The organism is Ruegeria sp. HKCCA5426, from assembly GCF_013034585.1.
Taxonomy (GTDB): Bacteria; Pseudomonadota; Alphaproteobacteria; order Rhodobacterales; family Rhodobacteraceae; genus Ruegeria.
Genome location: NZ_WQGH01000002.1, coordinates 451360 through 464557 on the forward strand (window position 1 = coordinate 451360; position 13198 = coordinate 464557).

The window sequence follows — 13198 nt, forward strand, 5'->3', positions numbered from 1 at the left end:
GTAGCTGCGGGATTTGCCATGGCAAAACGTACGTCGCGACACCCAGAGCAACGCTATTGAGCAGCCTTGATGAACGCACTGATCAAAGCAGTGTCCTTGACGCCGGGCGCACTTTCCACGCCAGAGGCCACATCGACCTGACGCGCACCCGTCATGCGGATCGCTTCTGCTACGTTGTCCGGGTTCAGACCACCTGCCAGCATCCACGGTTTGCGCCAATACTTGCGTCCGGCCAACAACCGCCAATCAAAGGCCAGCCCATTGCCGCCCGGCAAGACCGCATTCTTGGGCGGCTTGGCGTCAATCAAAAGCTGATCCGCAACGTCGCTGTATTCGTCGATTGCGGCCAAATCTTCGGCATCGGCTACCCCGATCACCTTAATCACAGGTAAACCATAGCGCGCTTTGATTTCACGCACACGGTCAACGCTTTCGGACCCGTGCAACTGCAACATATCAAACGGGGCCGCCCCGGTGATTCTGTCCAGTTCCTCGTCCGAAGCGTTCACCACCAAGGCCACTTTAGCCACACCAACCGGCACGGCCTGCATTAACGCGGCCGCTTGCGCGGGCGAGACATAGCGGGGGGACTTCGGGAAAAAATTGAACCCAAGGTACCGTGCCCCGGCCTCGGCCGCGGCGCGCACGTGATCAGGTGCGGTCAGGCCGCAGATTTTAACGGAAATATCCGGCATCAGATGGCCTCAGCTGGCTTCGTCCAGCAGCGCAAGAACTTCGTCTTTACCTTCGTTCTGCTTTTTCTTGAGCTTTTTGACCTCACGCTCAAGCTTGCGGACTTCGCTTGTCTTGGCAGTTGCATCGCGGCGGTGCTTGTGCTCACGCAGCCATTCCCACAGGAAACCAATGACAAGGCCAGCAACCACGCCGCCCAGAACCACAAGGAACAATGGCAGCGACGCACTGAAATTGAAGCCAAGCAGATCGGCAAAGGCCTGTGGCATCAGCGTCAATTCCACGGTTTCGCGGTTGGCAAGAGAAACCGAAATCAGAACGATCCCGAGGATCGCCAGAAAAGCATATCGAAGGTAGCGCATCATGGCCTAGGCTTTACCGTTCAAACGATCCCTTAGCAACTTGCCCGTCTTGAAAAATGGAACACATTTTTCTTCAACCTGAACAGTTTCACCCGTTCTGGGATTGCGGCCCACGCGGGCATCGCGCTGCTTGACCGAAAACGCACCAAATCCGCGCAGTTCAACACGATCACCACGCGCCATGGCATCCGTAACTTCTTCGAACACGGTATTCACGATACGCTCAACATCACGCTGATAGAGATGCGGATTTTCGTCGGCAATTTTCTGAATCAGTTCTGAACGGATCATGTGCGCTACCCTCCCAGGCGACCGGTTAACCATGTCTACTAATCTGGGCAGTATAGAAAGAAACCCGGATTGGGGGAATGTTGACTCTGGGCGCAAAGCCTTAATTTTGCTTAAAACTCACACGATTTTTTGCTGGTTTACAGGAAATGGGCTCGAATTGAGAGCGTGATGCGCAAACTGATCGCAAATTTTGGAACATATTGATTCGCAACAAAAACGGCCCCGCGCATATGCGCGAGGCCGTGAATTAGGTTTTGGCTGATGACCGGGGCTTAGTCGCCGGACTTCAGCGCTGCACCCAGGATGTCGCCCAGCGATGCGCCCGAGTCGGAAGAACCGTACTGTTCCACGGCCTCTTTCTCTTCTGCGATCTCGCGTGCTTTGATCGACAGGCCCAGACGGCGGGTCTTGCTGTCGACGTTGGTGACGCGGACGTCGACCTTGTCGCCAGTGTTGAAACGCTCGGGGCGCTGCTCGGCACGGTCACGCGACAGGTCCGAACGGCGGATGAAGGATTTCATGCCTTCATACTCGACCTCGATACCGCCATCTTCGATTGCGGTAACTTCAACGGTGATGACCGAGCCACGCTTCACGCCGCCCACGGCTTCGGCGAACTTGTCACCGCCCAGGGCTTTGATCGACAGAGAGATACGCTCTTTTTCGACGTCAACTTCCGAAACGACGGCAGAAACCATGTCGCCTTTGCGGTAGTTCTGGATCGCGTCTTCACCGCGCTCGTCCCAAGACAGGTCGGACAGGTGTACCATGCCGTCGATGTCGCCTTCGAGACCAATGAACAGACCGAATTCGGTGATGTTCTTGACTTCGCCTTCGACCTCGGTGCCCTCGGGGTGTGTTTCTGCAAACACTTCCCACGGGTTGCGCATGGTCTGCTTCAGGCCCAGAGACACGCGACGCTTGGCACCGTCTATTTCCAGAACCATGACGTCGACTTCCTGGCTGGTCGAAACGATCTTGCCGGGGTGGACGTTTTTCTTGGTCCAGGACATCTCGGACACGTGCACCAGACCTTCGACACCGGCTTCCAGCTCGACGAACGCGCCGTAGTCGGTGATGTTGGTGACGCGACCCTGATGAACCGAGCCCAGCGGGTATTTCGCAGCAACCAGATCCCACGGATCTTCTTGCAGCTGCTTCATGCCCAGGCTGATGCGGTGGGTCTCTTTGTTGATCTTGATGACCTGAACCTTGATGGTTTCGCCGATCGTCAGGATCTCAGACGGGTGGTTCACACGACGCCATGCCATATCGGTGACGTGCAGCAGGCCGTCGACGCCGCCCAAGTCAACGAATGCACCGTATTCGGTGATGTTCTTGACAACACCCTCGACGGTCTGACCTTCGGACAGGTTGCCGATAACTTCGGCACGCTGTTCGGCACGCGATTCTTCCAGGATTGCGCGGCGCGACACAACGATGTTGCCACGACGACGGTCCATTTTCAGAATCTGGAACGGCTGCTTCAGACCCATCAGCGGGCCAGCGTCGCGCACGGGGCGAACATCAACCTGCGAGCCGGGCAGGAACGCAACTGCGCCACCCAGATCGACGGTGAAGCCACCTTTGACGCGACCAAAGATTGCACCTTCGACGCGCTGGTCGTCGGCATATGCTTTTTCCAGACGGTCCCATGCCTCTTCACGGCGGGCCATCTCGCGCGAGATGACAGCTTCGCCACGGGCGTTTTCTGCGGCGCGCAGGTAAACTTCTACCTCGTCACCTACAGCGATTTCAGGGGCTTCGCCGGGATTTGCGAATTCTTTCAGATCAACGCGGCCTTCCATTTTGTAGCCTACGTCGATGATGGCTTGGCCGGCTTCGATAGCCAGAACCTTGCCTTTGACAACAGAACCCTCTTCGGGTGTGTCCATTTCGAAGCTTTCATTAAGGAGGGCTTCGAATTCCTCCATGGATGCGTTAGCCATGTGGCGTTGTTTTCCTTTACAGTACGTTTTTGCTGGCCGAGCGGTTGTCTCCGCCGGTCTTAGTGGATTGGTCAGACGACCTGACATATGCCGCAAAACAAAGAGGGCCGGTTGTTTCCGACCCTGCTCGTCTCATTGTTTTATGGCTCAAATCGCCTTGTCGACGCGCGCTCTATAGCGGGTTCGCCAAGGCGCTGCAAGTTATAACGGGCGATACGCGCTATAACCTGCAATACCTGCCGACAAACGGTCCAGCGGCCGGGCGAATTTCACCGCCCGGCTCACAGGCAATTTCTAGAACAACTGCAAATCCTTTGCGCCGCTCTGGATTTCAGCGAAGTTGGGCATGTTCTGGACGGCCACCGGCGCAGGTTTCGCACCCGGCATCGCAACCGTCGGCTTCGCAGCCACCGCTTTGCCAAAGGCGGGCTTTTCCAGCTCTCCTCGGATATCGCGCAACAGGGTCTTGTGATCCGGCATAGATTTGAGAATCTGCGCAAGGTCCACTTTCGCGCCCTTCCACCACTGGAACCAGATCGGCTTTTTCAAAGGCCGCACCCGATCACGAATGCCTGTGCCATAGCCTGTGTCGTAGACTTGCTTGCCCAACAGCACCGTCTGGTAAACGCGGTGATCAAACAGCGTCGCGAACTCAACATCGTGCTGCATCGGCAAGCGGTGCTGCCACAGCTCGAGGTTCTCGGCCAACCGGTCGGGTATTTTCATCTCGGTCCGGGCATCGATCCAATATTGATCATCCGTGCGGTTACCCAAGCGATAGTGCAGACAGATGAATTCGAGCACCTCGTCATAAAGCTTGTCCATCTGTCGGTTGTACCGCGCCCGCAAGGACGGTTCGATCGCCTGCGTCGGCAGATGTTCGGCGAACCAGCGCACCGCGTGGTCGATCATATGAATCGCGGTGCTTTCCAACGGCTCGATAAACCCGCCGGACAATCCGATGGCCACGCAGTTCTTGACCCATGCATTGCGCACCCGTCCAACCCGCATTGGGATCACACGCGGCGTCAAACCTTTGCCGCTGTCGCCCAGCCATTCAAGGTATTCATCCGCCGCTTGATCATCCGTGCGGTGCGCAGAGGAATACACATAGCCCGTGCCCACACGATTGAACAACGGCACCCGCCACGTCCAACCAGCTCCCAGCGCCGTAGAACGCGTGGCGCTTTCGATCTTTTCGGGGTCAGGATGTTCGACCTGCAAGGCCATGGCCCGGTCATTGGGCAGATAGTCCGAATAATCCATGAACGGCTCACCCAAAGCCTGATTAATGATCAGCCCCCGGAACCCGGTGCAATCCACAACCATCTCGATATCGTGGCGGCCTTTGCGCTCCAGCATCAGATGGCTGACATTGCCCTGCTCGTCCAGTTCGACCGATTGGACCTCATCCTGAATGTGTTCGACACCGCGCTTTGTGCAGACCTTCGTCAACATCCCCGCGAATTTCACAGCGTCCAGGTGGTATGCAAAGCCGAACCGTTGTTCGAATTCCGGTGCACCCAGTGGCCGCGCGCCTTTGCACATACGAGCCAGATCATCGTGCGGCGAGATTGATTGCGTAAAGTCCCGATCCCCGTTGCCAAAGCGCAGGAAATATTCGGCCGCCTCCAGCCCTTCCAGCATCTGGCCATGAGCAAAAGGGTTCATATAGTCGATGCGGTTGCCCTTGGCGTCGTTGTTCCAGTTACAGAACTTCACACCCAGTTTAAACGACGCGTTTGTCTCGCGGAAAAAGTCCCGCTCGGCAATCCCCGCCTGCCGGAGCGTAACCGGCATGCGCGGCACGGTAGCCTCTCCCACCCCCACCGTCGAAATATTCGGGCTTTCGATCAGGCAGATGCGCGGTCGGTCCTTTGGCGCTGACGTGCGAGAAAACACCATCTCAAGGATCAGCGCGGTCATCCAACCTGCGGTGCCGCCGCCCACAATAGTGATTTTACGCAAACGGTTGTTCATTTAGCTCTCCCCCTCAATATTTCAGGGGACTATACCAGCTTTCCGATACCTCGCTAGGGCCTAGGCCTCCTTGGTTGTCAGCATGTTCAAAGCTGTGACAATCCGTGAAGATTCCCCCATCCCATCACCGCTATGACACCGGCTAAACTCATCAAAGTTGCCCCGGTTTCAACCGTTTTTGCGGGCTGGCAACTATTGGCAATCCCAGCGTTACGAATAGTGCAAATCCCTAGATGGATTAGATTTCCTCGCCCTTCTTAAGCAGCTCATCAATCAGCTCACGCTGAAGATCTTGGCTGTCGCCCCCTCCGAATTCGGCAGCGCCGCCTGAATACAGGGTGCCATACGTCTTGGCGATATTCACGGTTTGGGCCAGCCCCGAAATCAGTTGGTCCTTATCTAGTTTGGACAGGGGGTGAATGAATGCGGCCCACAACGTGCCGTTGGCAATGGCATAGCGCGCGTCCAGAGTGCTGTCGAAATTCGCCTGCATCATGCGTTGAAGGTCCGCAGCCGACAAATCAGCGGCGCTGCTGATGGAAACCATCGCCCGCATCCGATCCGCGTTGATATCCGTGATCACCAAAACCGAAACATCCGACACGGTCATTTGGAAACCCGGCCCTTGGGGTTGCGCGTCCGGATCCAGCGCAAAAATTATCTTCCCAAGACGCTCATAGGTCATGGGTGGCTCGGCTTCTTGCGCAGCTAGACTTCCAGCCAGAAAAATCAGAGCTAAGGTCAATCGGATCATGGTATCGCTCCTGCGGATTACCAATTCACCCTACGCAGCCCTGAGGCGACTGACCAAACAAAGCTTGGTGAGGAGCGTTCCCAAAATCGTGAGAGCCACCAAGGTTCTAAAACACCTTGCGTTTGGCGTCTTCAACTATGGCAATCGCCTCGGCCAACGCCGCTTCGATACTCAGATTCGATGTATCCAGCAGCACAGCATCCTCCGCAGGTTTCATCGGGGCCGTGCTGCGCTCGGAATCGCGGGCGTCGCGTTCACGGACATCTTGCAGAACCTGCGCGCGGGTTGTGTCGGACCCATTAGCGCTGAGTTCCAGATACCGCCGCTCTGCCCGAACCTCGGCGCTGGCGGTGACAAACAGCTTAACCTCAGCCTCGGGGCAGATCACCGTCCCGATATCGCGCCCGTCCAAAACGGCGCCTCCGGGGCGGGTCGCGAAACTGCGCTGAAAGTCCACAAGTGCCGACCTAACCTCAGGGATCACAGCCACCTTTGACGCGGCCTGAGCGATTTCGGCGGTGCGTAGATCGCCCTGCCCTAACTCTTCAGCAGTTAAAGCCTGAGCGGCTGCGACCGGTTCCATCCCGTCAAGTGTCCGGCGGCCAACCGCACGGTACAGCAGGCCGGTGTCCAGATGCGCGAACCCGAAATGAGCCGAAACCCCTTTCGAAATCGTCCCCTTCCCCGCCGCTGCAGGCCCGTCTATGGCAACCGTGAAGCTCACGTGCGGTCCACCTTGGCACCCAGTGCCGCCATCAGCGGTTCAAAGATCGGGAACGAGGTCGCGATCGGGCCGCCATCATCGACCGAGACCGGCGTTTTTGCGCCCATCCCCATCACCATGAAGGACATGGCGATACGGTGATCCAGAAAGCTTTCACAGGTGCCGCCGCCGGGCACATTGCCAATGCCCAGTCCCTCGACCGACCACCAGTCGTCACCCTCATCCACGCTCACGCCATTGGCGCGCAGGCCGCGAGCCATCGCGTCGATCCGGTCGCTTTCCTTGACCCGCAGTTCTTTCACGCCACCCATCATCGTGGTGCCAGTGGCATTGGCCGCAACCACGGACAGCACCGGATATTCGTCGATCATCGAGGCCGCGCGTTCCGGCGGCACGTTAATGCCCTTCATATTTGGTGAGTATTTCGCGCGTAGATCGGCAACAGGCTCGCCGCCCTCTTCACGCTCGTTCTCATAGGTCAGGTCCGCGCCCATCTCGCGCAACGTGGTGAACAACCCCGCCCGGGTCGGGTTCAGGCCGATGCCCGGCACCAACACATCCGAGCCCGGCGTGATCAGCGCCGCGCAAACCGGAAAGGCAGCGCTGGACGGATCACGCGGCACGGCAATCACCTGCGGTTTCAACTCAGGGCGACCGGTCAGGGTGATCACCCGGCCTTCATCCGTATCTTCAACGGTAATCTCTGCACCGAACCCGGCCAGCATCCGTTCGGAATGGTCACGGGTGGCCTCTTTCTCGATCACCACGGTTTTGCCCGGCGCATTCAGACCTGCTAGCAGCACGGCGGATTTCACCTGCGCCGACGGAACGGGAACCTCATAGCGCACCGGAACAGGTTCAGCCGCGCCGACGATGGTCATCGGCAAACGTCCGCCCGAGCGTCCAACGGCCTGCGCCCCGAACAGAGCCAACGGATCCGTCACTCGCGCCATGGGGCGTTTGTTCAGGCTTGCGTCGCCAGTAAACGTCGCGCTAATCGGACAAGTCGCCATCGCACCCATGATCAGTCGCACACCCGTGCCCGAGTTGCCGCAATCGATCACCTGATCAGGTTCAGCAAAACCGCCGACACCGACGCCATGCACCGTCCATTCACCGCCACCGTGATCTGTCACCTCGGCCCCAAAGGCGCGCATGGCCTTGGCGGTATCCAGAACGTCCTCACCTTCCAGCAGACCGGAGATCTTCGTCTCACCCACCGCCATCGCACCCAAAATCAGCGAACGGTGCGAGATCGACTTGTCGCCGGGCACCTCTGCCGTACCGGTCAACGGGCCGCAGGGATGCGAGGTCATCGGGATGGGCGTACCGTGTCCGGACATGGGGGCTCCTGTTTTCGCTATCAGTGCCTTAGCCGCTTAGCGAATTGGGGCCAGATGGTCCAGCGACAATCAGCCCTTGCGGCGGAAGGTCAGATAATGAGGCACGCGCCCCTCGCGCAGGGCCTTCTGTTCATAGCGGGTGGAAATCCAATCGCCCCAAGGCTCACGCCAATCGGTAGGACCCTCGGCCAACCACTCAAAACCCGCGCGTGGCACTTCCTCAAGCGTCTGGCGGACATAATCAGGAATGTCCGTCGCCACCCGAAAGATTGAACCCGGCTTCAAGGCGCGGGCAAGTGGCTCCAGATGTTCTTGCGTCACAAAGCGGCGGCGGTGGTGCCGCGTTTTGGGCCATGGGTCGGGATAGAGAAGGAAGGCGCGCGAGATACTGGCCTCTGGCAACACGTCAAACAGATCACGTGCATCGCCGGGATGAACGGCGAGGTTCTCAACCCCCGCCTGCCGGATTTTGCCCAGCAACATCGCGACGCCGTTGATGTAGGGCTCGGCACCTATAATACCGATACCGGGGTTGCAGGCAGCCTGATGCACTAGATGCTCACCGCCGCCAAAACCAACCTCAAGCCAAACATCCCGTCCGCCAAACAGCGCCTGCAGATCCAGCGGCGCGCGTTCGGGGTTACTCTCCCAATCGACCGCGCCGGGGGACAGCGCCTCGAGGTCTTCGCTTAGATATGTCTTTTGACTGGGCTTCAGGGTCTTGCCCTTGAAGCGGCCATAAAAGTTTCTGCGGGGGCGTTGGGGTGTCTGGTTTCTCATGGGCGAAGCCCATACTGTGCAGACACCACGGACACAAGAGGGCGGCCCGGTCCACTCAACAGACCCGCCGCCCCCAAAAAGCATCAGAATAGAGCGCGCCCGTTAGGGCGCACCTTTGGATAACAATCAGACAGCCGATTTCAGGGCGTCCACCAGATCGGTGCGTTCCCAACTGAAACCGCCATCCGCGTCGGGTTCACGGCCAAAGTGGCCATAAGCCGCCGTGCGCTGGTAGATCGGCTTGTTCATCTGCAGATGCTGGCGAATGCCGCGCGGCGTCAGGTCCATCACCTGACCGACGGCTTTTTCGATCTCGGCATCTGAAATCTGGCCAGTACCATGCGTATCCGCATAGATCGACAAAGGCTTGGATACGCCAATCGCATAGCTAAGCTGAATCGTGCAGCGTTCCGCCATGCCCGCGGCCACCACGTTCTTGGCCAGATAGCGTGCAGCGTAAGCAGCCGAACGGTCCACCTTGGTTGGGTCCTTGCCCGAGAACGCACCGCCGCCATGAGGCGCGGCACCGCCATAGGTGTCCACGATGATTTTGCGCCCGGTCAGGCCCGCATCGCCATCGGGGCCGCCGATCACAAATTTGCCGGTGGGATTCACATGCCATTCTGTGTCAGCCGACAGCCAGCCATCGGGTAGAGTTTCGGTTATGTAGGGCTCAACAATCGCGCGGATATCGTCCGAGGACAGCGCCTCATCCAGATGCTGTGTCGACAGCACGACCGAGCTGACGCCCACAGGCTTGCCGTCACGGTACACGACGGACAGTTGCGATTTCGCGTCCGGGCCCAGCGCGGGCTCGGTGCCGTTTTTGCGAACCTCGGCCAGACGGCGCAGGATCGCGTGGGAGTACTGGATCGGGGCTGGCATCAGCGCAGGAGTTTCAGTCGTGGCGTAGCCAAACATGATCCCCTGATCGCCCGCGCCCTCGTCCTTGTCGCCCGAGGCATCAACACCCTGCGCGATATGCGCGGACTGCTCGTGTAGCAGGTTCGTCACCTCGACGGTTTCGTGGTGAAACTTGTCCTGCTCATAGCCGATATCCTTGATACAAGCGCGCGCGATCTCGTCGATACGGCCCATGTAATCGTGCAGTTTTTCCTGATCAGACAGACCTACTTCTCCGCCGATGACAACGCGGTCAGTCGTTGCGAAGGTTTCGCACGCGACGCGCGCTTCGGGTTCTTCATTCAGAAAAGCGTCTAGGACGGCATCGGAAATCCGGTCACAAACCTTATCCGGGTGCCCTTCGGATACGGATTCCGAAGTGAAAGTGTAGTTCTGTCGGGACATGAAAGTGCTCCATTAAGATTTCCCCATCACGCCAGGAAGCCGTTGTGACAGGCATTCGATGGGATACGCCCGCAAAATCATCGGGTCAATCCGAAATTACGCGCCCTCTCTCCGAGCGTTGCGCCAAAGCAGCGCAAGCGCTCCGACCAGCAGCAAAAAGATGGGTATGTCACCAATCCTTGAATAAAGTGTGACCGCAAAAGGCTTTGGCAGGTTTGCATCGACATACCCGGCCTCACCCAAAGCAAGCGACCGAGTGATGCGGCCCAGCGGGTCAATCATTGCCGACACCCCGGTATTGGCTGACCGCATCATGGGCAATCCCTGCTCAATGGCCCGCATCTGGGCTTGTGCAAGATGTTGATAAGGGCCTGATCGTGTTCCAAACCACGCATCGTTGGTAATCTGCAACAAGAAATCGGCACGTCCCGGAGCGGACAGAACATCCTGGGTAAAGACCGCTTCGTAGCAAATCAAAGGCAGTGCCTTACCCAGCGCACCCGCATCCATCAAGGCAGCGCCCGGCCCGGCGCTGAACCCGCTGCCCGTGGTTGCAGCCATGCCATAGATACCAATTCGCGCCATGAGGTCGCCAAGCGGCACGTACTCTCCGAACGGGGCAAGGTGATGTTTATCGTACAGCCCTTGTTGTTGACCGTCCTCGTTCAAGTAGATCATCGAGTTGTAGATCCGAGGCCCGTCCCCGCGTTGAATACCCAAAAAGACCGGCGTCCCCTGTGCCGCATCCACGACAACATCCAGGTAAGGTTGCGCGCTACCCAACCAAGCCGGCACCGAGGTTTCCGGCCAGACAATCAAATCCGGTTTTGGCTGCGCGGCCGTGAACTCAATCTGACGCGCAAAAAACAGCGGCGCATAGTCCGGGTCCCATTTCTGGTGTTGCGGCGCGTTGGGCTGAATTAGGCGTACGATATGCCCCGTTTCGGTAACATCAGGCCGAAAAGCAGCATAACCAACGGCCAAGCACACCACTCCCACAGACAAGCACGCAGGCAACGCAAACGAGGATCGTTGCGTCAGAGCGGCTCCCATAGGCAATGTTGCCAACAGCGTCAGAGCGCCTACCCCATATGGACCAACCAGCGCCAAAACCTGAGCGAAGGGCGTGGCGACCCAAATCTGCGCCAACCCAGCCCATGGAAATCCGGTCAGTACGTAGCCGCGCGCGCACTCTGCCAAGGATATCGCGATGGTCAGAAACACAGCCTGACCAATTGCGCCTTGCCCCGGGCGGCGCGCCACCCAAAAGGCCAGCGCCCAGAACAGCGCCAGCCCTCCGGCCATGAACACAAGCGCAAAGGGTGCCATCCAGGCATGACGTTCCGCGTCCACAAGGAACGGTTCAATGATCCAACTTAACGCATGAGCGAAATAGCCCGTCGCAAAGGCCCACCCCAGCCAAGCCGCCTGTGCACGCGTTTCCGTTGCCAAGTTCAGGGGCGCCAAAGCAAGTAACGCTGCAATGGATGCAGCCCAAAACCCGAATGGCGCCAGACCAAACGCAGTTACCGCGCCCAATATGAACGCCAACACTAGCCTTAACCAAATAGGCAAGCCCTGTGCAGGGTTCATGCAACGATATCCGGCAACATGACACGCAAGCGCTTGATCCTGCGCGGATCGGCATCCAAGACTTCGAACTCTGGCCCCTCGGGGTGCAGAACAACTTCACCACGTGCAGGGACACGCCCCGACAGCATAAAGACCAAACCGCCCAGCGTGTCGATCTCTTCTTCGTCGACATCCTCGTGGCTGGTCAACGAGCGCCCGATCTCGGCTTCAAATTCTTCAAGCGGGACACGGGCCTGAACCACATAGCAACCCGGCTTCTCTTCAACCCAGAGCTGGCTTTCGTCGGCGTCATGTTCATCGGCAATCTCACCGACCACCTGTTCAATCAGGTCCTCGATCGTCAGCAATCCGTCAACGCCGCCATACTCGTCTATCACAAGCGCCATGTGCCGGCGTTCCGTCTGCATTTTGGTCAACAAGACCCCAATCGGCATTGACGGCGGCACAAACAACAGGGTCCGCAGCATCGACACCAGATCAAATTCAGAGGACGTTCCGTTGAAACCATGCGTCAGCGCAAAATCCTTGAGGTGAACAAACCCAAGCGGTGTATCAAGCGTCCCCTCGTATACCGGTATCCGCGACAGCCCGCTGTCACGAAAAACCTGCGCCAATTCGTCTTTGGTGATGGTCGAGGATACAGACACGATCTCTGCCGTTGGGATGGCCACATCTTCGACGCGCATACGCCGCAGGTTGATCATGCCCCGTGGCTGGCTCTTGTCGGCCTCGTGTCCGTTGGCCGCAGCAACCTCTTCGACGTTCTGGGTCGAGAACGCGTCCACTATTCGAGAAAAGAAACCCGTTTTCTCTCTTATGTCATTGTCGCCGTCCTTTGGTTGCGCGCCCTGCGCCGCCATAGAACTGCCGTCTGTATCGCCCATTTTCCCATTCCAAATGATCGGCCCGAATGGGCCCCTATTAAACTATATATGGGTTATCAATACCCAGTTTGCCAAGTATCTCGACCTCGACACCCTCCATCAAAGTGGCGTCGGGGTCACGAACGTGATCGTATCCCAGCAAATGCAATGTTCCGTGAACAAGCAGATGTGTCACGTGATCTTCGAAAGGTTTCCCCGCCTCATTGGCTTCGCGTGCGCAGGTATCATAGGAAATTGCGATGTCGCCCAGTGCGATTTCTCCGGTGAAATCCGGGCTTGGACAAGCGGGTTCCTGACCCGCGATCTCAGCCGCCAGATCATCGGTTGGCCAGCTCAGAACGTTGGTCGGAGTGGGTTTTTCGCGAAATTCCGCATTCAACTCGGCGATGCGAGTGTCGCCGCAGGCAAGAAGGCTTATCTCACACAATTCGGAATCCACGCCCTGATGGGCCAGCACAGCGGTCACAGCGCGCGTGGCCAAGGGCTCCAACCCCTGCCAGCGCATGTCCTCAACCGTTAGCTCAAGATTCATTGTGT

The 13198-nt window shown here is 58.1% G+C and carries 13 protein-coding genes and 1 riboswitch; all 13 genes read right to left on the minus strand.

What is annotated here, in order from left to right; translation table 11 throughout:
- Nucleotides 1-53: 53 nt before the first annotated feature.
- Nucleotides 54-695, minus strand: a complete 642-nt coding sequence (locus tag GOV87_RS04770) for a phosphoribosylanthranilate isomerase (RefSeq protein WP_171210995.1) — start codon at nt 693-695, stop codon at nt 54-56.
- Between the two features lie 9 nt (nt 696-704).
- Complete coding sequence (locus tag GOV87_RS04775; RefSeq protein ID WP_171122323.1) at nt 705-1055, minus strand: lipopolysaccharide assembly protein LapA domain-containing protein; 351 nt, start codon at nt 1053-1055, stop codon at nt 705-707.
- 6 nt (nt 1056-1061) lie between these two features.
- Entirely contained in the window at nt 1062-1346 is a 285-nt protein-coding gene (gene ihfB, locus GOV87_RS04780; RefSeq protein ID WP_037310872.1) for an integration host factor subunit beta, read from the minus strand.
- A 272-nt stretch (nt 1347-1618) separates the two neighbouring features.
- Nucleotides 1619-3295 carry a 30S ribosomal protein S1 gene (rpsA, locus tag GOV87_RS04785; RefSeq protein ID WP_170462358.1) on the minus strand — a complete coding sequence of 559 codons (1677 nt, stop codon included), beginning with the start codon at nt 3293-3295 and terminating at the stop codon, nt 1619-1621.
- Nucleotides 3296-3589: 294 nt separating this feature from the next.
- Nucleotides 3590-5275 (minus strand): tryptophan halogenase family protein, encoded by a 1686-nt coding sequence (locus GOV87_RS04790; RefSeq protein ID WP_171210996.1) that lies wholly within the window; start codon nt 5273-5275, stop codon nt 3590-3592.
- 238 nt (nt 5276-5513) lie between these two features.
- On the minus strand, nt 5514-6029 hold the full coding sequence (locus GOV87_RS04795; RefSeq protein ID WP_171125795.1) for a hypothetical protein: 516 nt from the start codon (nt 6027-6029) through the stop codon (nt 5514-5516).
- Between the two features lie 106 nt (nt 6030-6135).
- Entirely contained in the window at nt 6136-6753 is a 618-nt protein-coding gene (gene cmk, locus GOV87_RS04800) for a (d)CMP kinase (RefSeq protein ID WP_171210997.1), read from the minus strand.
- Entirely contained in the window at nt 6750-8096 is a 1347-nt protein-coding gene (gene aroA / locus GOV87_RS04805) for a 3-phosphoshikimate 1-carboxyvinyltransferase (RefSeq protein WP_171210998.1), read from the minus strand. The genes cmk and aroA overlap by 4 nt, the downstream gene beginning before the upstream one ends.
- A gap of 69 nt (nt 8097-8165) precedes the next feature.
- The gene (locus GOV87_RS04810) at nt 8166-8876 is read right to left on the minus strand and encodes a tRNA (guanosine(46)-N(7))-methyltransferase TrmB (protein ID WP_171210999.1); all 711 of its coding nucleotides are present in this window, start codon (nt 8874-8876) and stop codon (nt 8166-8168) included.
- Nucleotides 8877-9002: 126 nt separating this feature from the next.
- Nucleotides 9003-10184, minus strand: a complete 1182-nt coding sequence (metK, locus tag GOV87_RS04815) for a methionine adenosyltransferase (RefSeq protein ID WP_171121777.1) — start codon at nt 10182-10184, stop codon at nt 9003-9005.
- A 5-nt stretch (nt 10185-10189) separates the two neighbouring features.
- Nucleotides 10190-10238: riboswitch (SAM-SAH riboswitch) on the minus strand.
- Nucleotides 10239-10280: 42 nt separating this feature from the next.
- A complete protein-coding gene (gene lnt, locus GOV87_RS04820) occupies nt 10281-11777 on the minus strand; it encodes an apolipoprotein N-acyltransferase (RefSeq protein ID WP_171211000.1) in 1497 nt (498 codons plus the stop codon).
- The gene (locus GOV87_RS04825) at nt 11774-12661 is read right to left on the minus strand and encodes a hemolysin family protein (protein WP_171125804.1); all 888 of its coding nucleotides are present in this window, start codon (nt 12659-12661) and stop codon (nt 11774-11776) included. The genes lnt and GOV87_RS04825 overlap by 4 nt, the downstream gene beginning before the upstream one ends.
- 37 nt (nt 12662-12698) lie before the next feature.
- Entirely contained in the window at nt 12699-13193 is a 495-nt protein-coding gene (gene ybeY / locus GOV87_RS04830; protein ID WP_171211001.1) for an rRNA maturation RNase YbeY, read from the minus strand.
- Between the last annotated feature and the right edge of the window lie 5 nt (nt 13194-13198).